We start from the raw sequence: 26,474 nt of genomic DNA, 5'->3' as shown, positions 1-26,474 counted from the left end.
GTTTTCCGGGAATGTGCGCAAGTTCTTGCGCTATTGCAGGTGGGCCGGCCGACGCGGAGCGTCAACCGGCGGATGTTGCGGGCCGCTTACTTGCGCGCGTCGATAAACGGCAGGGTGCCGCCGGGCAGCACGGTGGTCGGCAGCACGCCGTTCCAGCGCTCCGCCTTGGTCAGCTCGACCAGGTTCTGGTTGCTCGCCAGCGCCTGGGCACGGGCCTGGATGGCCTCGGCCTCGGCCTGGCCGCGCAGGCGAGTGGCTTCGGCGTCGGCCTTGGCCTGGGCCAGCTTGGAGTCGGCCTCGGCCTGGGCCTGGGTGACGCGGATCTGCGCCTGCACCTGTTCGGTGGCCAGTTGCTGTTCGCGGGTCTTGACCTGGACTTCGGCGGTCATGCGCGCTTCCACGGCTTTCTCGTAGGCGTCGGAGAAGTCGATGTTCTCCACCTGGACGCTGTCGATCACCACCGGGCCATCGATGCCATTCTTGATCGCGGCGGAGATGTCGCTGACCAACTGGCCGCGGCTCTGCACGGCGGCCACGGCGTTGTAACGGCCGAACACGTTTTCCACCTGGGTCGGCACCTGGCGGCTGATCAGCCGGTCCTTCATGCCGTCGCTGGTCTGGTAGGCGGTATAGACCTTGGCCACTTCCGAGGGCACCACATGCCAGGACACCGATACGCGCAGGGTCGCCGCCTGCTGATCCTTGCTGTAGGCCTGCAGGCGGTCATAGATGGTGACCTGGCTCTGGGTCGAGATGCGCTTGACCGTCTCGATGAAGGGCACCTTGAACGACAGGCCGGGCTCGATCACGCCGACCAGTGCACCGTTGCGCAGCAGCACCCCGCGTTCGGTTTCATCCACGGTGTACCAGGAGCCGAGCACCCCGGCGACCAGCAGGAGGGCGACCAGGGCGCCGGCGACGGGTTTCAGGGTAAGTTGTCCAGCCATCGGTGATTTCCTTGTTCACATCGTTGTGAGCGGCGCATTGCCGCAGTTCCTGGCGCCCTGGGCGAGGCGCATTGGGCGCGCCGGTGGCGACCGGCGACGGGCTACCCTAACCCATTCGCACGAATTGGTTACAATCGCCGCCACAATTTTCCCGGGCAGGTCACCGCCTGCCGTACCGAGGTTCCGATGTCGCCGCTTGAACTCTTCGCCGCCGCCCTGGGGGCGATCGCCGTCTGGCTGACGGTCAAACAAAATGTCTGGTGCTGGCCGATCGGCCTGCTGATGGTGCTGATGTACAGCTGGATCTTCTTCGAGGTGAAGCTGTATTCGGACATGCTCCTGCAAGTCGTCTACGCCGTGCTGCAGCTCTACGGCTGGTGGCAGTGGACCCACGGCGGCAGTCAGCAGCAAGGCCGCGCGGTCAGTCGCCTGGGCGCCCGGGGCATCACCCTGAGCCTGGCCCTCGGCGCCGCCGGCAGCCTCGGTCTGGGCTACCTGATGGCCACCTATACCGACGCCGCGGCGCCCTGGCTGGACGCCGCGCTGACCGCCTTCAGCCTGGTCGCCCAGGTGTGGATGGCGCAGAAGCGCCTGGAGTGCTGGGCCCTGTGGCTGACGGTGGACGTGATCTTCGTCGGCCTGTTCGTCAGCAAGGAGCTGTATCTGACGGCCGGCCTCTACGCCCTGTTCTGCCTGCTGGCGCTGCAGGGCTGGCGGAGCTGGCGCAGCGCCCCGGAGCTGGCCCGCGCATGAAGGTGCTGGTGCTGACCGGCCCGGAGTCGAGCGGCAAGAGCTGGCTGGCCGAGGCGTTGCAGCGGCGCTACGGCGGCGTGCTGGTCGGCGAGTACGTGCGCCATTTCATCGAGCAGCAGGGCCGCGATACCTGTTACGCGGACATTCCGGCGATCGCCCGCGGCCAGCTGGCCTGGGAAGACCAGGCGCGCGCCGGCCGGCCGGATCTGCTGATCCTCGACACTCACCTGCTGAGCAACCTGCTGTGGAGCCGAAGCCTGTTCGGCGACTGCCCGGACTGGATCGTGCCGGCGCTGCTGGCACGCCGTTACGACCTGCACCTGCTGCTCGACCCGCAGGACGTGCCCTGGATCGACGACGGCCAGCGCTGCCAGCCGCAGCTGGCCGAGCGCCTGGACTTCCATCAGGCCTGCCGCGACTGGCTGCAGGCCCACCGCCAGCCCTTCGTCAACCTGCGGGGCGACTGGCCGCAGCGCCAGCAACAGGCCGTCGCGCGGGTAGGCGCCTGGCTGGCGCAATAGCGGCGTCTGGGCAATGGAAACTACGGCGGGGGGAGGAAGCACGCCTGCCGGCGCGATGGCGGGCAGGCGGTGTGGCGATCAGACCTTGCGCACGAACTCGGACTTGAGCTTCATGGCGCCGATACCGTCGATCTTGCAGTCGATGTCATGGTCGCCGTCGCACAGGCGGATGCCCTTGACCTTGGTGCCGACCTTGACCACCAGCGAGGAGCCTTTGACCTTGAGGTCCTTGATCACGGTGATGGTGTCGCCATCCTGCAGCACGTTGCCGACAGAGTCCTTGATCACTTTGTCGTCGTCTGTCGCCGCGTCGCCTGCGCCGTCGGCAGACCATTCGTGGGCGCATTCCGGACAGATCAGCAACTGGCCGTCTTCATAGGTGAACTCGGAATTGCATTTCGGGCAGGCTGGCAGAGTGCTCACGGCGGGTCCTTGAGGTCAGGATTATGGAAAGCCGCAGATTATATAGGGTTTTACCCGGCATTTGAGCCTGCTCGGGCATACGGCACCCTCCAGCCTGTCACCCGGAGCGGTCTCTGCCCCGCGCAGCGCGGGGCAGAATGGCCGCGCTACCAGCGTGGCGCGTAATAATCGCGGTTATGGCGTTGGTGCCGGCGGTAGCGATCATTGCGGTAGTGATGTCTGTTGTGGTGGCGGAACTTGTGGCCCGACCGGTACTGGTAGCGCGGCTCTACCACCACCGTATAGGGCCGGTAGTACACGGGAGGCGGCTGGTAATAGCGCGGATAGGACTCGTAGTAGACAGGTGGTGGCGCGCCGATTTCCACATACACCGGCACGCGCTCATGGCGGCTACCGGCGACGATGGCGCCGCCGACCACGGCCCCGACCACCGCGCCGGCAATCACGGCGTTGCGATCGGAACCCCGTGCCGATGCCTCTCCGGCCAGGGCCAGGCTGGCGACAAGCACCGCAAGTAGAGGAATACGAGCAATCATGAGTGGATCTCCTGCAAATCGTCGGCAGAGGCCGGATACAGAATTCGACTGGCAGGCCGAGGGAAATCTCCCGGTGACGATGTAAAGCTTGTGTAAAACCGGGGCGTGCCCGCGGGCGCGTGGGCTGTTGCCGGCCTCTTGCGCCTGCTCGGCCGCTCAGTCGTATTCGGCTTCTTCGTGTTCGCCCAGCAGTCGGCGCTGGCGCGGCGTGCAGGCGGCCAGTACCGCGGGGTCGAAGTGCCACGTCAGGTAGGGCGAGAATTTCTGCGCGACCATGCGCCGGCCGTAATGCACCTGCAGCAGGTAGCGGGTGCGATCCGCCGTGCGGTTGTGGCTACCGGCATGCCACAGCTCGCTGCGAAACATCAGCACGTCGCCGGCGCGGCACAACAGCGGCTGCGCCGGCACGCCCTGCCACTGCTGCTCGCCCGCCAGTGGCTTGCGCCCGGCGCGATGGCTGCCGGGGATGACCAGGGTCGGGCAGAGATCCGGGTCGATGTCGTCGAGGTAGAAGTGCGCCGTGCAGATCTGCATGGGCAGGACGAAGGCCGGGTCGGCCAGCAACGCCTCCGGCAACTCCATGACCAGGTAGTCCAGGTGCAGTTCGGCGCCGACGAAACCGGGATGACTGCGCCAGGCCGTCTGGCCAATGATGTGGCAATCGGCACCGAGAGCGGCCTCGGCCAGTTCGATCACCCCCGGCTGGTCGAGGTAGGCCAGCCAGAACGGGTCGCGGTTGAACACGCACTTGTAGTGGTCGACCAGGCCGGAGTAGTCCCAGTGCTGCGGGGTGAGGCGGTCGATGGCCGTGCGCAGGGCGGCGATCTGTTGCGCATCGAGCACGCCGGGAAGCAAGGCGAAGCCCTGCTGGTGCAGGGCCTGCAGGTGGGTGGCGGTGTGCATGGCGCGTACTCCTATGCCCTCCGCTATGCGGGCAGGTTGGTCAGGGTTGCATGGGGGCGCTCGCCGGCGCGGGCCAGTTCAAGGTGCCCGAGTCGCTGAAGCGCATGGTGCCGAACAGGCCGCCAGCCAGTTTGCCGCGCAGTGCGTAGGGCAGGTCCTGTCCCGGTTTAAAGCCGCTGACGCCCCAGGCCTGGCGCATGACCGAATAGGCGGAAATGCTCACCGGCACGCTGATCACGGTTTCGCCGAAGCGCGGCACCCGGCCGCCCTGGCTGCTCACACCACTGGCCAGCGGTTGCTTGTTGATGTCGAGCTGCAGGGCCACGCCGTTGTAGTCGATGGCCCCTTCATTGGGGTTCTGGATCCGCAGTTTCACCGCGAAGCGCATTTCCAGGCCTTCGCCCGGCAACGGCTCCAGGCCGACCAGGTCGATATGCAGCGGGTCACGCGGGGCCAGGCTGCTGCAGGCGCTCAGGCTGAACAGCAGGCAGCAGGCGAGGAGGCGCGGCAGGGAGCGAGACAGTGGACGGGGACTCTGCATGGCGGGGATTCCAATGATGGACGGGACGCTATGGAAGACAGCGTTGCCGCGACTATTGTTCAGCGCGCGGCCTGTTGTCGTCAGGTTAGTCCTCTTGGCGACCGTGTGTGCAGGTCGCTCAGTGCCAATCTGCGGGTGGCTTCAGCCGCGCTGCTTGGCGCTCAACACCACGGCGATGCCGCCGAGCACGGCCAGCGAACTCAAGACCAGTCTCAGGCTCAAGGCTTCATCGAGCAGCAGGCTGCCGGCCAGGGCGGCGATGATGGGCACGCTGAGCTGCACGGTGGCGGCCTGGAACGCTTTCAGACCGCGCAGGGCGGTGTACCAGACCGCGTAGCCGATGCCCGAGGTGAGTGCGCCGGAGAGCAGGGCGTAGAGCAGCCCGGGTCCATCCCAGTTGGCCCGGCTGAGCAGCAGTGCGCTGGTCAGCAGCGCCAGCGGCGTGGCCCGCAGGAAGTTGCCGGCAGTGGCGGCCAGTGGGTCGCCGACGCCACGGCCGAGCAGTGAATAGGCACCCCAGGCGGCGCCGGCCAGCAGCATCAGCAGCGCACCGCCGAGTGCCGGTGCGCTGGCGCCGGGCAGCAACAGGGCGAGCAAACCGGCAAAAGCGAGCAATAATCCGGCACTCGTCAACCGGCTGAACCGCTCGCCCTGATAGAAGCCCCACAGCAGCATGCTGATCTGCACCGCGCCGAACAGCAGCAACGCACCGACTCCGGCGTCCAGGCTGATATAGGCGAAGGAAAAGGCCGCGGCATAGGCGAACAGCGCCGCGGCACCAAACCAGCTGCCGGCAAGCGCGCCATTGCCGGGCCGCAGGCGCAGCAACAGCCACAGCGTGAAGGCGCCGGAGGCGATACGCAGGCTGGTGAAACTGGCGGCGTCGATCTCGGTGTCTTTCAGCGCCAGGCGGCAGAGCAGCGAGTTGCCGGCAAAGGCGAGCATGGCCAGGGCAGTCAACAGCAGGGTGCGAAGGGGCATGGCCATCCTTTTGGCGCAGGTCAGGCGTGAAGCCGTCAGGTCGGCCTATCTAAGCACAGTGATGGCGCGAGGAGGATAGGCCGAAAGTGGCAGGGCGCCGCGACTTTCTGGGCGCTCGCCGTCGGCTTGGCGAGGGTCGACAGGCAGGACGCAACAGCGACAGAGCAGGCTGATTTCTTGTCGGCGTCTTGGCCCAGTCAGGGCAATGCAATTGGGGCCGCAGGCAGCGGATCGCCTCAATGGGCGATTGCTGGCCCATCGAGACGCTTCGCTGCCAGCGAATGAGCCTCAACCCTCCGCTGGCGCCTCTGCCGCGCCTGCGGCCTGGCCGGTGCGTTCGCGCCAGCCACCGCCGAGCGCCTTGTACAGGTTCACTTCGCTGCTCAGCTGCGCCAGCCGAGCGCTGATCAGCGTCTGTTGCGCGCTGAACAGCGAGCGCTGGGCATCGAGGAAGCTCAGGTGGCTGTCGATGCCGACGCGGTAGCGGCGCTCGGCCAGGCGGTAGTAGTCCTGGTTGGCGTCGACCAGATCGCGCTGGGCCTGAAGTTGCCGCTGGTAGGTCTGGCGTGCCGCCAGGCCGTCGGCCACCTCCTGGAAGGCGGTCTGAATGGACTTCTCGTAGCGGGCCACGCCGATGTCTTTCTGGATCTTCGTGTAATCCAGGCTGGCCCGCAGGCTGCCCGCATTGAAGATTGGCAGGCTGATCTGCGGCTGGAATAACCAGGTGCCCGAGCCACCGCCCAATAGCCCGGAGAGGTCCGGGCTGAGGCTGCCGGCATTGGCGGTCAGGCTGATGCGCGGGAAGAACGCCGCCCGCGCCGCGCCGATGTTGGCGTTGGCGGCCTTGAGCAGGTGCTCGGCTTCGAGAATGTCCGGGCGCCGTTGCAGCAGGTCCGACGGCAGGCCGGCCGGCACCTGGCTGAGCAGCTCGGCGTCGAGCGCCTGGCTGGCTGGCAGATCCGCCGGCAGGCCGCTGCCCAGGAGCAACGTCAGGCCGTTGCGGTCTTGCGCGACCAGGCGCTGGTATTGCGCCAGCTTGACCCTGGCCCCTTCGACCGAGGTGCGCGACTGGCTCAAATCGAGCGCCGAAGCCACGCCGATCGCGTTACTGCGCACGGTCAGCCGGTGGCTTTGCTCGAAGGCCGTGAGGGTGTCTTGCGTCAGCCCCAGCAGGGCCTGATCGGCCTGCCAGGTCAGGTAGGCATTGGCGACACTGGCGACCAGGCTGATCTGCGTGGAGCGGCGCGCTTGCTCGCTGGACAGGTAGGTTTCCAAGGCCTGCTGGCTGAGGCTGCGCACGCGACCGAACAGGTCCAGTTCATAGGCGCTGACGCCGAGGGTCGCCGAGTACTGGCTGCTGATCCCCGCCTGCCCGGTTTGCCCAACGTCCGCCGGCAGGCGTTGCCGGCTGCCGCTGCCATCTGCGCTAACCGCAGGCAGCAAGTCGGCGCGCTGGATGCGGTATTGCGCGCGGTAGGCCTCGATATTCAAGGCGGCGATGCGCAAGTCGCGGTTATTCACCAGAGCGCTTTCGATCAGCCGCTGCAAGGCCGGGTCACGGAAGAACTGGCGCCAGCCTTGTTCGGCGGCGGCGATGTCGGCCGCCTCGGTTGCCGAGTAGGCCTGGCCTTGCGGCCACTGGGCGGCCACCGGCGCCGGCGGTTGCTGGTAATCGGGTATCAGCGAGCAGCCACTGAGCAGCAGGGTGGCGACTGCGATGCAGGCCAGGGACTTGTTCATTGGGCCGCCTCCTCGACGAGTGTGGTGCGCTGCTTGCGCTGGAACAGTGATGAGACGCTGACGAAGAACAGCGGAACCCAGAAGATCGCCAGGATGGTGGCGCTGGTCATGCCGCCGAGTACCCCGGTACCGATGGCGTGCTGGCTGCCCGAGCCGGCACCGCTGGAAATCGCCAGCGGCACCACGCCGAGGCCGAACGCCAGCGAGGTCATGATGATGGGGCGCAAGCGCATGCGGCAGGCTTCGATCGCCGCGTCGGTCAAGCTGCGCCCTTGGTCGTGCAGTTCCTTGGCGAACTCGACGATCAGGATGGCGTTCTTCGCCGCCAGGCCAATGGTCGTGAGCAGGCCGACCTGGAAATACACATCATTGGACAGCCCGCGCAGGCTGGTGGCCGCGAGGGCGCCGATGACGCCCAGCGGCACCACCAGCATCACTGCAATCGGGATCGACCAGCTTTCATACAGGGCCGCCAGGCAGAGGAACACCATCAGCAGCGAGAGCGCATACAGGGCCGGCGCTTGCGAGCCGGACATACGTTCCTCGTAGGACAGCCCGGTCCAGGAAAAGCCAATGCCCGCCGGCAGTTTCTGCGCCAGCGCTTCGACTTCGGCCATGGCATCCCCTGAGCTGTAACCGGGTGCCGGGGTGCCGAGGATTTCCACCGCCGCGACGCCGTTGTAACGGGTCAGTTTGGGCGCGCCGTAGATCCACTCGCCGCTGGCGAAGGCCGAGAAGGGCACCATCTCGCCGCTGTCGTTGCGCACGTACCACTTGTCCAGATCTTCCGGGCTCATCCGCGAGCTGGACTGACCCTGAATGTAGACCTTCTTCACCCGACCGCGGTCGATGAAGTCGTTGACGTAGCTGCCACCCAAGGCAATAGACAAGGTCTGGTTGATGTTCGCCAGGGTCACGCCGAGGGCGCTGGCCCGCTCGTCGTCGATGCTCAGCTGGTACTGCGGCTCATCGTTCAGTCCGTTCGGTCGCACGCCCGCCAGCACCTTGCTTTGCGCGGCCATGCCGAGGAACTGGTTGCGTGCGGCCATCAGCTTCTCGTGGCCTACCCCGGCGCGATCCTGGAGGAACACGTCGAAGCCGCTGGCATTGCCCAGCTCCAGCACCGCCGGTGGCACGAAGGCGAACACCTTGGCGTCGCGCAAACTGAAGAAGTAGCGTTGCGCGCGCTCGGCCACGTTGAACACGCTGTTTTCCGCCGAACGCTCCTCCCAGGGCTTGAGCATGATGAAGGCCATGCCCGAACTCTGGCCGCGACCGGCGAAGTTGAAACCGGTGACGGTGAATACCGAGCTGACCGCATCCGCCTCTTCGCTGAGCAGGTGGCTACGCATCTCGTCGACTACCACCTGGGTACGTTCTGCGGTGGATCCCGCTGGCGTTTGCACCTGGGCGAAGAGTACGCCCTGATCCTCTTCCGGGAGGAAGGCGGCGGGGATGCGGGTAAACAGCACGACCATGCCGACGATGATCAGCAGGTAGGCCAGCAGGTATGGCAGCTTGTGCCGCAGCATGCTCGCGACACCTCGCTCGTAGCCTTGTACGCCGCGGTCGAAGCTGCGATTGAACCAGCCGAAGAAGCCGCGCTTGGGCGCGTGATCGCCTTTGCTAATCGGCTTGAGCATGGTCGCGCACAGCGCCGGGGTGAAAATCAGTGCGACCAGCACCGACAGCACCATGGCCGAGACGATGGTGATGGAGAACTGCTGGTAGATCACCCCGGTGGAGCCGCTGAAAAACGCCATCGGCAGCAGCACGGCGGTCAAGACCAGGCCGATACCGACCAGCGCGCCCTGAATCTGGCCCATGGATTTACGCGTGGCTTCTTTCGGCGACAAGCCTTCTTCGGCCATTACCCGTTCGACGTTCTCCACCACGACGATGGCGTCGTCCACCAGCAGGCCGATAGCCAGGACCATGCCGAACATGGTCAGGGTGTTGATGCTGAAGCCGAAGGCGGCGAGCACGCCGAAGGTGCCGAGCAGCACCACCGGTACCGTCATGGTGGTAATCAGCGTGGCCCGCAAGTTCTGCAGGAACAGGTACATCACCAGAAACACCAGGACAATGGCTTCGATCAGGGTCTGCACCACGCCGGAGATCGACTCGGTCACCACCGGGGTGGTGTCGTACGGGAACACCACTTCCACGCCCGGCGGGAAAAACGGCTCCAGCTCGGCAATAGTGGCGCGCAGGGCCTTGGCGGTTTCCAGCGCGTTGGCGCCGGTCGCCAGCTTGACCGCCAGGCCAGACGCCGGCTTGCCGTTGAACTGGGCGCTGATGCCGTAGTTTTCGCCGCCCAAGCTAACCTCGGCCACGTCGCCGAGGCGCACTTGCGAGCCATCCGGGTTGACCTTGAGCAGGATGGCGTCGAATTGCTCGGCGCTCTGCAGGCGGGTCTTGCCGATGATGGTGGCGTTCAACTGCTGGCCTTGCACGGCCGGCAAACCGCCAAGCTGGCCCGAGGACACCTGGACGTTCTGCGCGGCGATGGCGGTTTTCACATCCACCGGCGTCAGCTGGAAGTTGTTCAGCTTGGCCGGGTCGAGCCAGATGCGCATGGCGTACTGGGCGCCGAACACCTGGAAGTCACCGACCCCAGCGGTGCGCGAGATGGGGTCCTGCATGTTGGAGACGATGTAGTTGGCCAGGTCGTCCTTGTTCATGCCGCCATCCTGGGAGACCAGGCCGATCACCATCAGGAAGTTCTTCACCGCCTTGGTCACGCGGATGCCCTGCTGCTGAACTTCCTGCGGCAGGAGCGGGGTGGCCAGGTTGAGCTTATTCTGCACCTGCACCTGGGCGGTGTCCGGGTTGGTGCCCTGGTTGAAGGTGGCGGTGATGGCCATGCTGCCGTCGGAATTACTTTCCGAGGTGACGTAGCGCAAGTTGTCGATGCCGTTGAGCTGTTGCTCGATCACTTGCACCACAGTGTCCTGCACCGTCTGCGCGGATGCGCCAGGGTAGTTCACGGCGATGGCGATGGCCGGCGGGGCGATGCTCGGGTATTGGTTGATGGGCAACTTGAGCAGCGACAGTGCGCCGACCAGCATGATGACCAGGGCAATCACCCAGGCGAAAATCGGCCGATCGATAAAGAACTTCGACATGCGTTACTCCCCCTGGCCGTCAGTTTTCACGGCGGCCGTGGCTAGGGTCGGATTGTCTACCTGGACATTGCTCGCCTCACTGACGCGGACTTGGTCGCCAGGCTTGATGAACTGCAGGCCCTCGGTGATCAGGCGATCGCCGCTGTACAGGCCTTGGTTGATCAGCCATTGATTGCCGACGGTGCGGTCGGCCTTGAGTTCGCGCAGCTCGACCTTGTTGTCCTGGCCCACTACCAATGCTGTGGGCTGGCCTTTCAGGTCGCGGGTCACGCCTTGTTGCGGGGCGAGGATCGCCTCGCGGTTGACCCCGGCCTGCAGCTGGGCGTGGACGAACATGCCCGGCAACAGGTCGTGGTTCGGGTTGGGGAACACCGCACGCAGGGTCACCGAACCGGTGCCTTCGTCGACCGACACTTCGGCAAACTCCAGCTGGCCAAGTTCTGCGTATTCGCTGCCATCCTCCAGGATCAGCTTGACCCTGGCGGCATTCTCGCCGGCTTTCTGCAACTGGCCGCTGGCCAGCTCACGGCGCAGCTTGAGCATTGCCAGCGATGACTGGGTGACGTCGACATAGATCGGATCGAGTTGCTGGATCACCGCCATGGCGCTGCTCTGGCCATTGCTGACCAGCGCGCCCTCGGTGATCGCCGAACGGCCGATGCGCCCGGAGATAGGCGCCAGTACCTTGGTGTAACGCAGGTCGATCTGCGCGCTTTGCACCACGGCTTCCGCCTGCAATCGCTTGGCTTGCGCCTCGTCGAACTCCTGGCGGCTGACGGCCTGTTCGTCGACCAGCAGCTTGTAGCGATCGGCCAGGGATTTGCTCGACTGCAACGAGGCCTGCGCGCTTTTCAGGGTCGCTGCATAGGTCGAGGGGTCGATCTGGTAAAGCTGCTGCCCGGCTTTGACTTCGCGGCCCTCGGTGAACAGGCGCTTGAGAATGATGCCGTTGACCTGGGGGCGCACTTCGGCGATGCGGTATGCGCTGGTGCGCCCCGGCAGTTCGGAGGTCAGGGTAAAGGCTTGCGGTTGCAGGGTAACCACGCCGACTTGCGGTGGCTGCGCGGCAGGTGCCGTCGCGTCTTCCTGTTGGCAGCCGCTGAGCAGAGCGGTTAGAACGGTGGCAGTAACCAGCGCGGGGAAAACCGGATTGAATCGCATGTGAGCCTCGGTCGGGAGCCTGGCAAGCCGCTTGAGCAAAATGCCAGTGACAGATTTGGAGGAGAAGATGGATAAGTAGCCTGCTAACCAATATACTTACGTTCGTGAATGTTTGTAAGCGATTTTTTAATCCGCAGAAGCAACAAAATGTAAAAATCAGGCAAAGGCTCAATGAAAGCCTTGCCTGCCAATAGCTTCCTGCGTGAAGCCATCCTGTTTGAGGGTTACTGCCATGGTTCGTCGTACCAAAGAGGAGGCGCAGCAGACGCGCAGCCAGATACTCGAGGCGGCCGAAAAGGCTTTCTATGAGCGCGGCATCTCGCGCACCACGCTGGCAGAAATTGCCGGCATAGCCGGCATCACTCGCGGAGCGATCTACTGGCATTTCAAGGACAAGGCCGGCCTGATCCAGGCCATGCTGGACAGCTTGCACGAGCCGCTGGACGAACTGGTCAAGGCGGGGGAGAGCCCGGATGAGGTGGACCCGCTGGGCTGCATGCGCCAGCTGCTGATCACCTTGTTGCAGCGCGTGGCGCTGGATCCGCAAAGCCGCCGGATCACCGAAATTCTCTTTCACCGCTGCGAGCTCACCGATGAGATGAGCGACCTGCGTCAGCAGCGTCAAAGCGACAGCGTGGAATGCAACGGCCGCATCGACCAGTCGCTGCGTAATGCGGTTCACCGCCAGCAACTCCCGGCGACCTTGGACACCGCCCGCGCGGCGATCTGCCTGCATGCCTACATCGATGGCCTTCTCAGCCAGTGGCTGCTGGTGCCGGAAAGCTTCTCGCTGCAGCACGATGCCGAACTGCTGGTCGATACCGGGCTCGACATGTTGCGCGAAAGCCAGGCGCTGCGCCGGTAAGGGGCGTGCTGCCGCGTTTTGATCGATAGCGTGGTTGGGTATACCGAGCATGGGCTATCCTGCGGCGAGGCAGCCTTTGTTCAGCTGTAGTGCTGGCGGGAAAAGCAACCCGGATGCTGGGACGATAGGTCTGTAAACTGGCTGGCGAAATTCATCATTCAAGGCAGGGGGGCGGGGTGATTCTTTTTCTGGGCGATCCCCATGGTCGTTTCGATCATGTGATCGATACCGTTATGGCCTGTCATCCCGAGGCCATCGTCCTGTTGGGCGATATTCAAGCCCGGCGCCCGCTAGATATCGAGCTTGAGCCCATTCTGGGTATGACGGATGTCTGGTTCATTCACGGTAACCACGACACCGATTCCGATCTCTATTACGACAATCTCTTCGGCTCGGCGCTGGCCGATAAATGCCTGCATGGTCGTGTGGCCGAGGTCGGGGGTGTGCGGATTGCCGGGCTGGGCGGCGTTTTTCGCGGGCAGGTATGGATACCGCCGGAACCCTGGAACTACCTGATGCCGAAGGACTTCGCGGCGCACTGTGGCGCGGGCAATCTTTGGCGCGGCGGGGTTCCGCGCAAGCATCGCAGTACGATTTTTCCGAGCGACCTGTCGGTGCTCTTCAGCGAGAAAGCGGAGATTCTGGTGACGCATGAGGCGCCCAGTGCGCATCCTCATGGTTTTTCCGTGATCGACGAGTTGGCCAACAGCCTCGAGGTGAGCAAGACCTTTCATGGTCACCATCATGATCGGCGGGACTACAGCGGTCATGCATTGCGGCTGGGCTTTGACGCCTATGGCGTCGGCCTGCGTGGCATAACCGATATCAATGGTCAGGTGGTGCTTGCAGGCGAGCAGGATTGCGCACCTGAGCCAGTCACCGGTGTCGCCCTCGGCGGCCGACGCTCAGGAAGGCGTTGAGCTGAAGTCACCAGCGCGGACCAGATGTCTAGGGCGAAGCGGCGCCAAGGTGTTGGCGCTGAAAGCCACGTATTCTCTGAATTTCAGGCACAAAAAAGACGTCCGTGGACGTCTTTAGATGTTTGTTTGGTGGAGCCGGGGGGGATCCGACCTAACTCATCGAATCCAGCTGCTCTCACCAATGAGATCAAGCCGACACAGGGCAAAGACCCAGTGCAGCCTGGCTTGCTCAGTTTGATCGACTCTCTCTCCATTCAGAATGGTCCGCTCGCCACTTCGTGGCCGGGGCTGGTAGTCGCTACTGAGCGGCGGCTGGATTGACCAGGTGACAGGGATCACCGCGAAAGAAGGCCTGCACGTTGGCGAACGCATCGCCGAAATACAGTTCATAGCTGTGCTTCTCGACGTAGCCCAGGTGCGGTGTGCAAAGTATTCGCGGGTGATTGAGCAGCGGGTGCGCCTGGTCCATGATCGGCTCGTCATCCAGTGCATCCAGTGCCGCATAGCCGGGTCGCCCGGAACTCAACGCCTCGAGCAGGGCGCCTGGAGCGAGCAGTTCCGCGCGACTGGTGTTGACCAGCAATGCACTGGGCTTCATCTGTAGCAGATCGTCGACGGTGACCACATGCCGGGTGCTCTCGGTCAGGCGCAGATTGAGACTCAGCACATCGACGTCGCTGAAGAAGGCTTGCTTGCTGCCCGCGGCTCGATGCCCGTCGCGTGCCGCCGCGTCCCTCGCGGTCTCACTACCCCAGACCAATACGGACATGTCGAAGGCATGGGCATAGCGAGCCAGCCGCTGACCTATCCGGCCGTAACCCCAGATGCCCAAGGTTTGGCCATACAGGCGCTCACCGAGATTGGTTTGCCAGTGCCCCGCATACAGGCTCTGGATCGCCGGTATCAGTTGCCGCCGTGCATTGAGAATCAGCGCCCAGGTCAGTTCGGCCGGCGCGATGGGCGAGCCACGCCCCTCCATCACGGCAACACCCCGGGCACTGCAGGCGTCGAGGTCGAGATGCGCGCCCGCCTTGCCGGTCTGACTGATCAACTTGAGCTTTGGCAGTTGGGTTAATAACTGCGCGCCGATGCTTGTCCGTTCGCGGGTCAGCACCAGGGCATCGGCATCGCGAAAACGCTGAGCCAGCAGATTCAGACTCTTCGCCGCGTCGTGATAGACACTGACCTGATGGCCGGCGAGGAGGGAGAAGCAGTCGAGCGAACGGATGACGTGCTGGTAGTCGTCGGGAATTACGATATGCATGCTCATAGCATCAAGGGCGATAGGCTCGCCCTTGAAGTCCTCACTGATGGGGAAGGGATCAGTCGGCGATTAGCAGTTTTGCGCCCTTGCGTGCGCGTACGGCACGGAAGATCGGATAGGCCAGCATCAGCCCTACCAGCGCCCAGACGGCCAAGGTAATAGGGCTTCCCCAGAGGATGCCCAACTCGCCATTGGACAGTGACAGCGCCCGCCGCAGGTTGTCTTCCATTACGCCGCCGAGAATGAAGCCCAGCAGCACTGCCGACAGTGAGTAGTCCAGCTTGCGCAGGATGTAGCCGCAGACACCGATGCCGATCATCAGGAACAGATCGAAGGTGGTCGAATGCACCGCATACACACCAATCGAGGTGATGATCGCAATCGCTGGCACCAGTGCCCAGGTCGGTACCGAGAGGATGCGGGTAAAGATGCGTACCATCGGCACGTTCATCACCAGCAGCATGACGTTGGCGACAAACAACGAGGCGATCAGGCCCCAGACCACTTCGGGCTGGTTCTGAAACAGCATCGGCCCTGGCGTGATGTTGTACAGCGTCAGGGCGCCGAGCATCACCGCGGTGGTGCCGGAGCCGGGTACGCCGAGGGTCAGCATCGGCACCATGGAACCACAGGCCGCGCCGCTGTTGGCGGTCTCCGGGGCGGCCAGGCCGCGCAGGTCACCCTTGCCGAACTGGTTGTCCTTGCTCGCCATGCGCTTCTCGGACATGTAAGCCACTGCGCTGGCCAGGGTCGCCCCGGCGCCAGGCAACACGCCCAGGACGAAACCAACCACACCACAGCGCAGGTTGGTGGCCAACACGAAGGCACCTTCCTTGAGGTTGAACAGCATGCGTCCAGTGGCTTTGGCCGCCTTGTGGCCGTGGTGGGTTCTTTCCAGCAGTACCAGGATTTCGCTGATGCTGAACAACCCGAGCACCAGGACGATGAACTGAATGCCGTCGGCCAAACCCAGGCTGCCGAAGGTGAAGCGGTACACACCGCTGTTGGCATCGATGCCGACACAGGACAAGGCCAGGCCGATGAATGCAGCAATGGCGGTTTTCAGCGGTTTGTTGTCGGCCATGCCGGCCAGGCAGGTAATCGCGAATACCATCAACACGAAGTACTCCGCCGGTCCAAAGGCCACGGCCCATTTAGCCAGCAGTGGCGCGAACAGCACCACGCCAATGGTCGCGATGGTGCCGCCGATAAACGAACTCCAGGCCGAAATTGACAGGGCGATGCCGGCCTTGCCCTGCTGGGCCAAAGGGTAGCCGTCGAGCGTCGTCATCACCGCCGAGGCTTCGCCGGGAATATTCAGCAGGATCGAGGAAATTCGTCCGCCATATTCGCAGCCCAGATAGACCGCCGCGAGCAGAATCAAGGCGGTTTCCGGCGGCAGGCCGAGGGCGAAAGCAATCGGGATCAACAGGGCGACGCCGTTGACCGGCCCTAAACCAGGCAGCAGACCGACGATGGTGCCAATCAGGGTGCCGCAAAAGGCCGTAATCAGGTTGTAGGGTGTCAGGGCCACGCCGAAGCCGAGGCCCAGATAATGAATAGTGTCCATAGGTCAGCTCCCCAGTTTCGCGAGCATGCCGAGTGGCAGAGGCACATCGAGGCCATAGTCGAACAGCAGATAGAGCCCAACGGCGATCACTATGCCGCCGACAATGCTCTGCACGCGGGTTGCGTCATACAGATAAGCCATGGCGACCGCGAACAGCGCGCTGCTGAGGATGAAACCGAGAACGTCGAACAAGGCCGCGTAGGCCACCATTGCAGCGATACAGAGCGCAATCTTGCGGACTACCTGGCGATTCAGCGGCGGCTCTTCCCTGGCCTCGGTTTGTTTGGCGGGCTTTAGCAATTGGTAAAGCGCACCCATAACGAGCAGTAGCAACAGCAGCAAGGGATAGGCGCGAGGCCCTACGGGTTCGTATGCGAAGGGGGCCTGATAGCCCCAGGCCAGCGCCATCAGAACCACGCAGATCAGCAGGTTAACGCCTGCAAAAATACGATCGTGCATCAGTGTGCTCCTAGCTGGGCTGCCCACTAGGGCAACCAGCCGTCGATGGATTTACTCGGCTACCAAGCCAAACTCTTCGCCCAGCTTGCGGTAATCCTCAACCTGCTTCTTCACCAGGTCGTTCAGCGCCTGGCCAGTGACATTCAGCGGGATCACGTCACGATCGTGCAGGTACTGCTGGAACTCCTCTGAGCTCTGCAACTTGGCGAAGGCCGCTTTCCACCAGTCGAGGTCTTCTTGCTTCACGTCCGGCCCCATGTAATAGCCACGGATTAGCGGCCACTGAATGTCATAGCCTTGCTCTTTGGCAGTGGGAACGTTAGCCAGTTCGCCCGGCAGGCGCTCCTCGCTGTAGACCACCAGCGCGCGGATCTTGTTGCCGCGTTGCGCGCGGATCTCACTGGCACTTCCGGTCACCAGGTCGACGTGCTTGCCCATCAACGCCATGTAATGCTCGGCGCCACCTTCGAAGGCTGCATAGCGCAGTTCGCGGGGATCGACGCCAGCGGCTTTGGCCAGCAGGGCAATCTTCGCCCAGCCCTGGCCACCGATGCTGCCACCGCCACCGACGGTAATGCTCTTGGGGTCTTTCTTCAGCGCCTGGATTACATCGTCGAGGGTCTTGAACGGCGAATCCTCGCGCACGGCCAGGGTGCCGTAGTCGGTGCCGATGGTGGTCAGCCACTGCACCGAGTTTTCGTCGTAGCGACCGTACTTGCCCAAGGCCAGATTGAGCAGCGAGGCGCCGGAGAAGGCGATCAGGGTACCCGGCTCGTTGCGGCGATTGGCCGCGATGGCGTTATAGGCCACCGCACCGATGCCGCCTGGCATGTAGGTGACGCGCATCGGCGATTCCAGCAGGTCATGATCTTTGAGACCGGCCTGGGCCAGCTTACAGGTCATGTCGAAACCACCGCCGGGCTTACTCGGGGCGATGCACTCGGGGCGCGACGGTTCGCCGGCGTGAGCGTTAAGGCTGCCCAGCATCAGGGCGCAGGCGAGGGGCAGGAGTTTGCTGAGGGTGATTGGTTTCATGGTTGCGTTCCTGTTTTTGGATTTGTTTGCAGGAGTTGGGCGCAGTGTTACCAGCACGCCACGATTAGGCTGGGAGTCAAGTGACGTTTGTCGGCGCCCAGCCAGGAGCCTGATTCCAGGCGATCTCAATCAGAAGAACCGATACGTGTAGTCGACGTAGAAACGGTGGTCGGTATCGTCTTCCTTCACGCCATCCAGGCGGCCGGTTTTGTCCGAGTGGTAGTCGAGGTAGGTGTAACGAACCGCCAAGCCCTTGATGGCAGGAACCTGGTAGGTCAGGTCGAAGGCCAGTTCGTTCTCGTCCGCCTCGCCGAGGGCCGCGTTGGCGCTATTCTTGGCGTCGCTACCGTCCTTGTAGCTGACAACGGTCTTCAGACCGGAGACGTAGTCTTTCCAGTCGTAGCCCGCAGAGAGCATCCACACCTGTTCGTTGTCGTTGCTGAAGTCGGCCAGCACCCCGCCGGTGGGGAAGGGGTTGGTACCGTGATCGCCGGCGAAGTTGTCCTCGATCCAGGCGCCGTCGAACTTCGCCACTGCGGCGCCCAGCTCCACGTTGCCCAGCTTCCAGTTGGCGGCAAGATAAATGCCTTGGCCGTCGTTGTCGCTGGCTGTCACGCCGCTGATCGCTCCCGGCAGATCCTCGTCGTCCAGTTCGGCGCTTTCGGATCCGGTGATGAAGAGCTTGCCGTCATCGCTGGAGGTGTGGATGCCGCCGGTCAGCTTGAGGCTGGACTGATCGGCCAATTTGAAATTGTACGAGGCGACCAAGCCGGTCTTCTTCAGGAAGTCCTGGGCCCGCAGGTGTTCCAGGTTGATGCTGAACGGGCCGGCCACATAGCTGGCGCCCAGGCTGTCGATGTAGTCGATGGCGCCATCGGCGGAGTTGTCGGTCTTGAATTCCTCGAAGGAGCTGTCCGAGCGCGACGACCACTCGTTATAGCGCGCCCCGAACAGGCTCAGGCCCTTGAGCGGCGTGAGCTGGAAACTGCCGCCCGAGAACGTGTTCGGCACAGCGCGGCTACCCGAGCTGGAAAGCAGCATGGACTTGTGCAGCTGGCGGCCAAGTTTGGCGCTGGCCAGATCCTGGTACTTGAGCTTGACGAAGGCCTGGGCGACCTGACCGAAGGAGTCGTGCAGCTCGCCGTTGTTGTCGACCGAAAGCACGTCGGAGGTATTCCTGCCGCTGTTATCCAGCTTGTTAACGCTGTAGCTGGAGATGCCGACGCCGATCATATCGGCGAAATAGGGCGACTCGTAGTTGAGCTGCAAGCCCAGCGCCGACTGCGTGCGATCGTTGCTGTCGGTTTCGAAATCGCGATCGAAGTGAATGCCGCGCGCCTTCAGTTCCAGGGAGTGCCCGCTGGTGTCCAGGGCCATGGCACTGAGCGGAAAAATCAGGCTGGCGGTAAGCGCCGCTGTGTGCCCGAGTCGGATCTTATTTTTATGCCTGCGCATCGATACTCTCCGTTTCTGCAATAACCGCCACCTAGGCTGGGGGCGGGGGGTGGTACTAGTTACGCTCACAGACTCAGCTAGCGAGCGGTCTGCGTTTAACGCGTGCGCTGGTGACGTGCACGTCGCCGCTGAATAGTCGTCGCGCAGTGCGGATCAGCGAGGCGCGCATAGACTCGGGCGAGCCGCCTTCGCCGGGCTCGAGCGACACCTCGATTTGCCCGCCGGCGTGCTCGAGTCGAATCAGGCTGGCGCCGTTGACCGGTGACAGGTCGTGCGCCACGCTTCCTGGCAGCGCGCAGGCACTGGCCAGGCCGATGGCGCCTGTGGCGGCCAGTGAACGGTGGCAGTTGTGTGGCATGAAATAGCGCGTGTTGAGCGCGCCGCCATTGCGGGCAGGAGACAGTAGCACCGGCTTGGGAATGACCATCTGCGACACGTCGCCCAGCCCCATCGCCCGCCCGGCCTGCAAGCGAATGCTTTCCAGGCGCTTTAGTAGCTCGCTGTCGGCATCCAGTTCGGCGGGGCTTTCGTAGCCGGTCTTGCCCAGCGCCTCGGCATGCATCATCACCATCGGCATGGCCATGTCGATGCAGGTCACCTCGACGCCGTCAAAGCAGTCACGCACCTGCCCGGTAGGTAGCAGGCGGCCCGTCTTCGACCCAGCGGCATCGAGAAAGGTGAGCTTGATTGGCGCCGCGCTTCCAGGAACACCATCGATATAGGTGTCACCTTCATAGCGGACACGGCCGTTGGGCGTCAGTACTTCCGAGTCGATCAGGGTGTTGGTGTTGACATTACGGATGCGTACCCGGGTAACTGGTGTTGTTGCATTGACCAAGCCGTGCTCAATGGCGAACGGGCCGACTGCGCAGAGCATATTGCCGCAGTTCGGCGCCGTGTCGACGCGCCGCTGGGTCACCATTACCTGGACAAACAGGTAGTCCACGTCTGCATCCGGATGACTGGAGGTACTGACAATCGCGACCTTGCTGGTCTGCGCGCTACCACCGCCGATGCCATCGATCTCCAACTCATGGCCCGAACCCATGATTTTCAGCAGCAACTCATCGCGTTGCGCGGTATCGCTTGGCAGGTGGTTGGCGAGGAACACGGGGCCTCTTGAGGTACCGCCGCGCATAAGAACGCAAGGAATGGCTTGCATGATGTCTCCGCTGCAATAAAACTGTTATTTGTTGCGTGAGACAAATATTGAGCGGGTAGCTTTGTTTTGTAAATTGCATATATCGTGTGGTTTATTGCAATAAATGCATTAATGTTCTCGCAGTACCTTGCGGATCGCTGAGATCCCAGTAATTTCAAGCTCCGACTCTCATTGATCGATAATGCACAGGCAATAACAGTCGAATATTAATAACGGTGACGCATGAATTACGAGCTTCAGGACCTGCGCGCTTTCGTGAAAATTGCCGAGTTTGGCAGTTTTCATGAAGCGGCCACTGCCATTCACCTGTCACAACCCGCGTTGACCAGGCGTATGCAGAAGCTGGAGGAGGGGCTGGGTACCCAATTGCTGGATAGAACCACCCGTCGCGTCAGCCTGACTGCGGTAGGTCGCGACTTTCTGCCCAAGGCGCAACGTCTGCTGGATGATTTCGAGCGATCGATCCTGGGCATCCAGGAGTTGGCCGAGCGGCAGTCGGGGCAGGTGACGCTCGCGTGTATTCCCACCGCGGCCTTCTACTTCCTACCGACGGTGATCCGCGAATTTAACCGCCAGTACCCCAAGATCCGCATCCGCATTCTCGATTTGAGTGCCCACGAGGGGCTGGAAGCCGTGCTGCGTGGCGAAGCGGATTTCGGCATCAATATGCTCAGTGGTCAGAGCGCCGAAATCGACTTCACCCCACTGGTGAACGAGCCCTTCGTACTGGCCTGTCGCCGAGACCATCCTCTGGCCAACCAGCCACAAGTGGCCTGGCGCGAGCTCAGCGATTATCGCCTGATCGGAGTCGGCCGCCTGAGTGGCAACCGCATGCTCCTGGATCATGGCCTGGCCCATCTGGACTGGCGGCCCAGTTGGTTCTACGAGGTTCAACACCTGTCGACCTCGCTGGGTATGGTCGAGGCCGGCCTCGGTGTCGCGGCGTTACCCAGCCTGGCCATGCCGGCGGAGGATCACCCGATCCTGGTTCAGCTGCCGCTGGTCGATCCGGTCATCAGCCGAACACTCGGCCTGGTGCGGCGCCACGGTTCGTCACTATCTCCAGCAGCCGAGAAATTCGTCGACACCCTGCTACGCCAGTGGCCCGGTTATACCTCATTGGGGGAACGCCCAAAGACGTGATGCACTGTGAATATCAGTTGCCAGTAGTGCTCCAAGGCGTTTTCCAACAGGTTAGGCCAGCACCGACAAGCAAGCGGATATCTGCGTTCGGTCTACAACGAGCTGTGCGGTTTGGGTGTTATCAGCTAAGAGAATCCGCAGGCTCTGCTGAAGCCATTGAAGATCCAGGAACGGGAGCTTTCCTGGCTGACCAGCAAACAGATTACGGAGCCACTTGAGGCGATCCGTGCCGGCTGCGACAACCCGCACGTCGAGATAGTGGTGCTGATCTGCTTGGCGACCGGGGCACGTTGGTCAGAGGCGGAGAAGCGGAAGCCGACGGGGCTTCGCAATGGGGTGATTACCTTCAGCGGGACGAAAAGCGGCAAGGTTCGCTCGGTGCCAATCTCATCTGAGCTAGAGGCTCAGTTTGTTAAGCACTGGAAGGCGTTTGGCCTGTTCACGTCGGCTATTACTTCATTTTGACGGGTGTTGGCTAAGACCACGATCAGGCTACCGAAAGGACAGGCCAGCCATGCTTTACGGCACACCTTCGCCAGTCACTTCATCCAGAAGGGCGGCAACATCCTTACCCTGCAAAAGATCCTGGGTCACTCCAGCTTGGCGATGACCATGCGCTATTCGCATTTGGCCCCTGAGCATCTGGCCGAGGCGGTAAGGTTGAGCCCGTTGGCAGGTGTGACACTTTCGGGACATTCGCTATCCCCAGAAAGCAAAAACCCCTGAAAATCTCTAAGATTATCAAGGGCTTAAGTGTGTTTCAAATGGTGGAGCCGGGGGATTTTTAATTTGTTTGTTAACATGTTGTTATGCAGGAATTAATTATTAAGTTTTTAAAATGTGCCCCCAAAAATGCCCCCGCGTAATCATCTCGATGAACGGTCGTTTGGGGAGTTGAACTGGCATCCACATATGCAGTTATGTGGCGGCTCAAGGTCTAGTGTGCTCTGTAGGTGATGGTGTTTGGCTGACCGACAATCGCCTCGGTCGGGGTGGCTGTTGGCCTCGGGCACCAGCAGCGCACACTCTGGCGGCGAGGATGAAACAGCAGACAGGGAGATCTGTTTATCCGGTGTTTCGTTGAGCTGAACCTCGATGTCCTTACGAAAGCCTACGATTACTGAGGTAGCTAATCTACTGGATCGCTAGCGGGTCGACGGGCTCACTGGACTTGCCCATACAAACTCCGAGACTGAACTGCGACCCGTTGTGCCAGTAGTAGTAAATGACCTGAATCCCGCCTTGCATTCCCTTGTTGCGTTTGGAATTGCCAAACCGGATTTTCCTCAGTCCACCGGTGCGGGCGATGACCGAGCCGGCCACCGGGTTAGCCAGCAGCATTTGTTGAAACGTCGAGTATTCTTCGACGTCCAGATAGCTCTTGCGATGGCGTTCGAACGGCGACAGTTCGACGAACAGTGCTTTCATATACGTGTGCTATTTGCGTATCTTTTTGGAGGTGCGGTGCTTTCTGCCAAGAAGCGGGTTGCCTCATGCGAGGCAGTCGATAGGCCGCAGAGGGTCGTACTCAGATCCATCTCGGTCAGATGAACTGGTATCTAGTGTTCGGGGGACGGTCAGGTTGAGATGGCAAGGACTGCCTCTACCTGCCCGCTTCACGGATACGGCGGAGTGGGTGGCTGAACTTCAGACTCCGGCTCAGCGGCCTCGCACTGCTCTGTGTCGCACTTCTTGACCAGACCGCCGAAGAACACTCCGGTCTCGAACAACAACCACATCGGCACGGCCAACAGAGTCTGCGAGAACACGTCCGGCGGCGTCAGCACCATGCCCACGGCGAAGCAGCCGACGATCACGTAGGGCCGGCTCTTGCGCAGGGTGGCGACGTCGACGATGCCCACCCAGATCAGCAGGAAGGTCGCCACCGGGATCTCGAAGGCCACGCCGAAGGCGAAGAACAGGGTGAGGACGAAGTCCAGGTACTGGCCGATGTCGGTCATCATCTCAACCCCTTCCGGGGTGACGCTGGCGAAGAAGCCGAACATGATCGGGAAGACCACGAAGTAGGCGAAGGCCATGCCGCCGTAGAACAGCAGGATGCTGGAGACCAGCAGCGGCACGGCGATACGCTTCTCGTGCTTGTACAGCCCCGGCGCGATGAAGCCCCAGATCTGATGCAGGATGATCGGCATCGACAGGAACAGCGCGACCATCAGGGTCAGCTTGAACGGGGTGAGGAAGGGCGAAGCGACGCCCGTGGCGATCATGGTTGCGCCTGCCGGCAGGTAGGCCCGCAGGGGCGCTGCGACCAGCGCGTAAATGTCCTGGGAGAAGTAGAACAGGCCGGCGAAGAGCAGCAGCACGGCGCCGACAATGCGTAGCAGGCGCGTGCGCAGCTCGGTCAGGTGCGAGACCAGGGGCATTTCCTGGGTGCTGGCTGGGAGTCGGTTCATGGCTGCGCGGTCTTGTCCTGACTGGTTGTTTCCGCTGCAGGGGGCGTGGCTTCGGCGCTGTTGCCGGTGTCCGAGGTCGGCATGGGTGCGAGGATGCCCCGTTTCATCGCCTTCATCTCGCGTTCCAGCTCGAGGATCTGTTCGCTATGCAGTTGACGGCGGATCTCGTCGGCACCGATTTCGCGTTCGACCTCCGCCTTGAACGTACTGAAGCTGCGTTTGAGCCGGCCGATCCACCGGCTGGCCGTGCGCACGGCGCCGGGCAGGCGCTCGGGGCCGAGCACCAGCAGGGCCACCAGGCCGACCAGCAGCAGTTCGGTAAAGCCAATATCGAACATGGCGCCGGGCCTTTAGTATTTGTTGCTCGGTTCTTCGACCTTGCGCGCCAGGGCGTCGATGGTCTGGCCCTTGTGCTCGTCCGCCGCAGGCTTGTCATCATCGTTGCCCATGGATTTCTTGAAGCCCTTGATCGCATCGCCGAGGTCAGAGCCCAATCCCTTGAGGCGCTTGGTGCCGAACAGCATGACCACGATCAGCAGAATGATCAGGAGTTGCCAGATACTGATGCCGCCTATGCCCATGATGTGTACTCCGTGGTGAGGGGTCGATCGGTTGGGTAGAAGGGTGGATATTCCCTGGGCCAGCAGCGGTACCTAATGTGCTGGCCTGGACCGCAGGCCGGGAGCGCTTGGCGCCTGCGGATCGCTAGAGCCCGCGGGCGCCAAACCCTGCCGAAGTTTATTTGCAGACATAGAACTTGCGTACGTAAACGTGACTTTCCCAGGCGCATTCCGCGCCGAGCGGCACGAATATGCTATCGCCAGCGTTGACCTGCAGGCTTTCGCCTTCTGGCGAATGGAGGGTGACGCTGCCTTCGATCAGGTGCATCAACTCGTTGACTTTGTGTGGCCGCGCATGGCGCGTATAGGGTGTCGAGTCCCAGACGCCGATGAGCACGTTGGCGCTGTCCTTGTAGCTATTCTTCGAGCGGCATTGGGGCTCTGCGCTGATTAGGATCTGCGCATCGGGCGGAGTCGAGGGCGACAGATGGGCGAGTGGGTCGAGCGGGGTGAGTCCCGGGTTCTGTTCGTCTGTGACTTGAGCGCAAAAAGCCCAGAGCGTATCCGTCTGCGCCTGGATCTGCAGAGCGGTTCCACGGCCGATCACCGCGCTGGCTCCACGGCCCAGTTCGAGCGTGCAATCTTCGGCTTGAAGGGTCAGGTGACCGCTGTGCACCACGATCATTTCGAGCTGGGGGTAGTCAGTGATAGTTAATGATCCGCTCACCTGTACGACGCCCGCAGCCATGCCGTCTGGCCCGAGGTAAGCGATTTCCCGCGCTGTGCCGAACGGGTCGGCAGGGCTCAAAGAAGCCGAAATCGAGGGCGTGGGCGCACGGCTACCATCGGCGCGTACCAGCAGCAGGGGGGTGGGTTGTTGCATCAGGGCTATCTCCAGGAAATGTTATGGGTAAAGGGGCGGAAATGCTCATGGCAAGGGCTGCTCTCGTCAGCCAATGGCCTGAGTCACCAGGGCGAATTGCTTGACGCCGCCGACAGCGCGCGGCGGCGTTCCGCGGGCCATTTGCGCGACCTTGTCGACTTGCTTCAGGCCAGCTGCTTCGAGCCAATCGGACAGGCCGCTATCTGCCGGAATATCGATGCGTACGAAAGCCTCCGGCACTTGCGCCAGCAACACAGCTATCAGGTATTTGGCCTGCTCGAGGTTTTCCGCGATGACCGGGCCGATACAGCGGCCACGGCCGAACGGACGCAGCATCGCGAAGGCGCGTAGCTGACCGTCGCGCTCGATACCGACCGAGTGTTCGACGACATCGAACAGGTCGTTGAGTAAGCTTTCGCGGTTCAGCCCGCTACCGGCATTGGCCAGCTCGAGCTGGCGAACCCGATCGGCTGCGGTCAAAGGTCGGCACAGTTCACCGGCTGGTAGGGCAGGGGGCTCGGCGGCTTGTGCCTGGCCCTGATGCTGGTGGATCTGACCGACCTCGACGAAGCCTTGGCTGGCGTACAGCGGGACACCCGCGAGTGTGGCGTTGAGTATGGCGGTGCGCGGCGTGCAGGCCTCGAGTGCCAGTTCCATCAACTTGCGGCCAATGCCTTGGCCCTGGTACTCGTCGCTGACGATCACCAGGCCGATGGTGGCGTAAGCGCCCTGCGGGCAAGCGAATGCGGTGCCGATCATGCGGCCGTTGTCCTCTACCACGAAGCCCTCAGCGACGCGTTGCAGCATGGCCCAATCCTCCAGGCGATGGGGCCACTTCAACAGCACTGACAAGGCATGGGCCGCCGCTACATCCTCGGCGGTCATGGGGCGATAAAGGTAGGAAGGGCGTTGAGCGACGGACATGGTAGGGCTCCGTTGTTGGCTGCGTGCGGCGGAAAATTCTCGCCGGGTATAAGGCTGTATCCCACCTGTGGCGCGGCCTGGCAAGGGGCTGAAGGCAATTCGGCAGATTCCCCATGCGGTGGTTCTACAGTCGATATTTCTTACTTAAACGAGAGTCACTATCAGCAGTAAATGCTTGGCTGTTTT

28 protein-coding genes are annotated in these 26,474 nt (G+C 62.5%); 7 read left to right on the top strand and 21 right to left on the bottom strand.

The genetic code is table 11. The annotated features are described in order from the left end of the window. Positions 1 to 86: 86 nt before the first annotated feature. Positions 87 to 947 (bottom strand): SPFH domain-containing protein, encoded by an 861-nt coding sequence (locus LJY18_RS14285; RefSeq protein ID WP_238042487.1) that lies wholly within the window; start codon positions 945 to 947, stop codon positions 87 to 89. A gap of 186 nt (positions 948 to 1,133) precedes the next feature. Here LJY18_RS14285 and pnuC point away from each other — a divergent pair, with 186 nt between their 5' ends. Together pnuC and LJY18_RS14275 are read left to right on the top strand one after the other, a co-directional pair. Next, entirely contained in the window at positions 1,134 to 1,700 is a 567-nt protein-coding gene (pnuC, locus tag LJY18_RS14280; protein WP_238042486.1) for a nicotinamide riboside transporter PnuC, read from the top strand. Continuing rightward, positions 1,697 to 2,221 carry an AAA family ATPase gene (locus LJY18_RS14275; RefSeq protein WP_238042485.1) on the top strand — a complete coding sequence of 175 codons (525 nt, stop codon included), beginning with the start codon at positions 1,697 to 1,699 and terminating at the stop codon, positions 2,219 to 2,221. Before pnuC ends, LJY18_RS14275 begins: the two co-directional genes overlap by 4 nt. Positions 2,222 to 2,299: 78 nt before the next feature. Here LJY18_RS14275 and LJY18_RS14270 read toward each other — a convergent pair whose 3' ends face one another. From LJY18_RS14270 to LJY18_RS14235, 8 genes are all read right to left on the bottom strand, one after another. After that, complete coding sequence (locus tag LJY18_RS14270; protein WP_238042484.1) at positions 2,300 to 2,644, bottom strand: zinc ribbon domain-containing protein YjdM; 345 nt, start codon at positions 2,642 to 2,644, stop codon at positions 2,300 to 2,302. Positions 2,645 to 2,790: 146 nt separating this feature from the next. Further along, positions 2,791 to 3,180 (bottom strand): hypothetical protein, encoded by a 390-nt coding sequence (locus LJY18_RS14265; protein WP_238042483.1) that lies wholly within the window; start codon positions 3,178 to 3,180, stop codon positions 2,791 to 2,793. Between the two features lie 156 nt (positions 3,181 to 3,336). Then, on the bottom strand, positions 3,337 to 4,083 hold the full coding sequence (locus tag LJY18_RS14260) for a phytanoyl-CoA dioxygenase family protein (protein ID WP_238042482.1): 747 nt from the start codon (positions 4,081 to 4,083) through the stop codon (positions 3,337 to 3,339). A gap of 40 nt (positions 4,084 to 4,123) precedes the next feature. Then, entirely contained in the window at positions 4,124 to 4,624 is a 501-nt protein-coding gene (locus tag LJY18_RS14255) for an LEA type 2 family protein (RefSeq protein ID WP_238042481.1), read from the bottom strand. Between the two features lie 141 nt (positions 4,625 to 4,765). Then, positions 4,766 to 5,605 (bottom strand): DMT family transporter, encoded by an 840-nt coding sequence (locus LJY18_RS14250; protein WP_238042480.1) that lies wholly within the window; start codon positions 5,603 to 5,605, stop codon positions 4,766 to 4,768. A 288-nt stretch (positions 5,606 to 5,893) separates the two neighbouring features. Beyond that, positions 5,894 to 7,345: an AdeC/AdeK/OprM family multidrug efflux complex outer membrane factor gene (adeC, locus tag LJY18_RS14245; RefSeq protein WP_238042479.1), complete on the bottom strand. Its 1,452-nt coding sequence runs from the start codon at positions 7,343 to 7,345 to the stop codon at positions 5,894 to 5,896. Next, complete coding sequence (locus LJY18_RS14240) at positions 7,342 to 10,473, bottom strand: efflux RND transporter permease subunit (RefSeq protein ID WP_238042478.1); 3,132 nt, start codon at positions 10,471 to 10,473, stop codon at positions 7,342 to 7,344. Before LJY18_RS14240 ends, adeC begins: the two co-directional genes overlap by 4 nt. A gap of 3 nt (positions 10,474 to 10,476) precedes the next feature. Continuing rightward, positions 10,477 to 11,634, bottom strand: a complete 1,158-nt coding sequence (locus LJY18_RS14235) for an efflux RND transporter periplasmic adaptor subunit (RefSeq protein ID WP_238042477.1) — start codon at positions 11,632 to 11,634, stop codon at positions 10,477 to 10,479. Positions 11,635 to 11,866: 232 nt separating this feature from the next. Here LJY18_RS14235 and LJY18_RS14230 point away from each other — a divergent pair, with 232 nt between their 5' ends. Together LJY18_RS14230 and LJY18_RS14225 are read left to right on the top strand one after the other, a co-directional pair. After that, positions 11,867 to 12,499, top strand: a complete 633-nt coding sequence (locus LJY18_RS14230) for a TetR family transcriptional regulator (RefSeq protein ID WP_238042476.1) — start codon at positions 11,867 to 11,869, stop codon at positions 12,497 to 12,499. A 176-nt stretch (positions 12,500 to 12,675) separates the two neighbouring features. Next, a complete protein-coding gene (locus LJY18_RS14225) occupies positions 12,676 to 13,419 on the top strand; it encodes a metallophosphoesterase family protein (protein ID WP_238042475.1) in 744 nt (247 codons plus the stop codon). A 298-nt stretch (positions 13,420 to 13,717) separates the two neighbouring features. On the opposite strand, the gene LJY18_RS14220 is transcribed toward LJY18_RS14225, so the two are convergent. The 6 genes from LJY18_RS14220 to LJY18_RS14195 form a co-directional block, all read right to left on the bottom strand. Continuing rightward, positions 13,718 to 14,683, bottom strand: coding sequence for a D-2-hydroxyacid dehydrogenase family protein (locus LJY18_RS14220; protein WP_238042474.1), 966 nt, complete (start codon positions 14,681 to 14,683; stop codon positions 13,718 to 13,720). 58 nt (positions 14,684 to 14,741) lie between these two features. Then, the gene (locus LJY18_RS14215) at positions 14,742 to 16,253 is read right to left on the bottom strand and encodes a tripartite tricarboxylate transporter permease (protein WP_238042473.1); all 1,512 of its coding nucleotides are present in this window, start codon (positions 16,251 to 16,253) and stop codon (positions 14,742 to 14,744) included. Between the two features lie 3 nt (positions 16,254 to 16,256). Then, positions 16,257 to 16,712, bottom strand: coding sequence for a tripartite tricarboxylate transporter TctB family protein (locus LJY18_RS14210; protein ID WP_238042472.1), 456 nt, complete (start codon positions 16,710 to 16,712; stop codon positions 16,257 to 16,259). A 51-nt stretch (positions 16,713 to 16,763) separates the two neighbouring features. Further along, entirely contained in the window at positions 16,764 to 17,747 is a 984-nt protein-coding gene (locus LJY18_RS14205) for a Bug family tripartite tricarboxylate transporter substrate binding protein (RefSeq protein WP_238042471.1), read from the bottom strand. 129 nt (positions 17,748 to 17,876) lie between these two features. Further along, on the bottom strand, positions 17,877 to 19,202 hold the full coding sequence (locus tag LJY18_RS14200) for an OprD family outer membrane porin (RefSeq protein ID WP_238042470.1): 1,326 nt from the start codon (positions 19,200 to 19,202) through the stop codon (positions 17,877 to 17,879). A gap of 73 nt (positions 19,203 to 19,275) precedes the next feature. Then, positions 19,276 to 20,364 carry a 4-oxalomesaconate tautomerase gene (locus tag LJY18_RS14195; RefSeq protein ID WP_238042469.1) on the bottom strand — a complete coding sequence of 363 codons (1,089 nt, stop codon included), beginning with the start codon at positions 20,362 to 20,364 and terminating at the stop codon, positions 19,276 to 19,278. Positions 20,365 to 20,586: 222 nt separating this feature from the next. On the opposite strand from LJY18_RS14195, the gene LJY18_RS14190 reads away from it, so the two are divergent. The 3 genes from LJY18_RS14190 (at position 20,587) to LJY18_RS14180 (ending at position 22,233) form a co-directional block, all read left to right on the top strand. Further along, complete coding sequence (locus LJY18_RS14190) at positions 20,587 to 21,507, top strand: LysR family transcriptional regulator (protein ID WP_238042468.1); 921 nt, start codon at positions 20,587 to 20,589, stop codon at positions 21,505 to 21,507. Between the two features lie 156 nt (positions 21,508 to 21,663). Then, on the top strand, positions 21,664 to 21,972 hold the full coding sequence (locus LJY18_RS14185) for a hypothetical protein (protein WP_238042467.1): 309 nt from the start codon (positions 21,664 to 21,666) through the stop codon (positions 21,970 to 21,972). A 3-nt stretch (positions 21,973 to 21,975) separates the two neighbouring features. Then, positions 21,976 to 22,233: a tyrosine-type recombinase/integrase gene (locus tag LJY18_RS14180; RefSeq protein WP_238042466.1), complete on the top strand. Its 258-nt coding sequence runs from the start codon at positions 21,976 to 21,978 to the stop codon at positions 22,231 to 22,233. A 408-nt stretch (positions 22,234 to 22,641) separates the two neighbouring features. On the opposite strand, the gene LJY18_RS14175 is transcribed toward LJY18_RS14180, so the two are convergent. The 6 genes from LJY18_RS14175 to LJY18_RS14150 all read right to left on the bottom strand — a co-directional run bounded on the left by LJY18_RS14175 (position 22,642) and on the right by LJY18_RS14150 (position 26,288). Beyond that, positions 22,642 to 22,935 (bottom strand): toxin, encoded by a 294-nt coding sequence (locus LJY18_RS14175; protein ID WP_238042465.1) that lies wholly within the window; start codon positions 22,933 to 22,935, stop codon positions 22,642 to 22,644. A 188-nt stretch (positions 22,936 to 23,123) separates the two neighbouring features. Then, a complete protein-coding gene (tatC, locus tag LJY18_RS14170) occupies positions 23,124 to 23,921 on the bottom strand; it encodes a twin-arginine translocase subunit TatC (RefSeq protein WP_238042464.1) in 798 nt (265 codons plus the stop codon). Then, entirely contained in the window at positions 23,918 to 24,259 is a 342-nt protein-coding gene (gene tatB / locus LJY18_RS14165; RefSeq protein ID WP_238042463.1) for a Sec-independent protein translocase protein TatB, read from the bottom strand. Before tatB ends, tatC begins: the two co-directional genes overlap by 4 nt. A gap of 12 nt (positions 24,260 to 24,271) precedes the next feature. Beyond that, the gene (tatA, locus tag LJY18_RS14160; RefSeq protein ID WP_238042462.1) at positions 24,272 to 24,502 is read right to left on the bottom strand and encodes a twin-arginine translocase TatA/TatE family subunit; all 231 of its coding nucleotides are present in this window, start codon (positions 24,500 to 24,502) and stop codon (positions 24,272 to 24,274) included. A gap of 157 nt (positions 24,503 to 24,659) precedes the next feature. Beyond that, complete coding sequence (locus LJY18_RS14155; protein WP_238042461.1) at positions 24,660 to 25,364, bottom strand: cupin domain-containing protein; 705 nt, start codon at positions 25,362 to 25,364, stop codon at positions 24,660 to 24,662. A gap of 66 nt (positions 25,365 to 25,430) precedes the next feature. Further along, positions 25,431 to 26,288 (bottom strand): GNAT family N-acetyltransferase, encoded by an 858-nt coding sequence (locus tag LJY18_RS14150; RefSeq protein WP_238042460.1) that lies wholly within the window; start codon positions 26,286 to 26,288, stop codon positions 25,431 to 25,433. Positions 26,289 to 26,474: the final 186 nt, after the last annotated feature.

It is taken from the genome of Pseudomonas sp. MMS21 TM103, assembly GCF_022132145.1.
Lineage (GTDB): Bacteria > Pseudomonadota > Gammaproteobacteria > Pseudomonadales > Pseudomonadaceae > Aquipseudomonas.
Note: the sequence above shows the minus strand (reverse complement) of the source record. Positions and strands in the feature narration are given on the sequence as shown.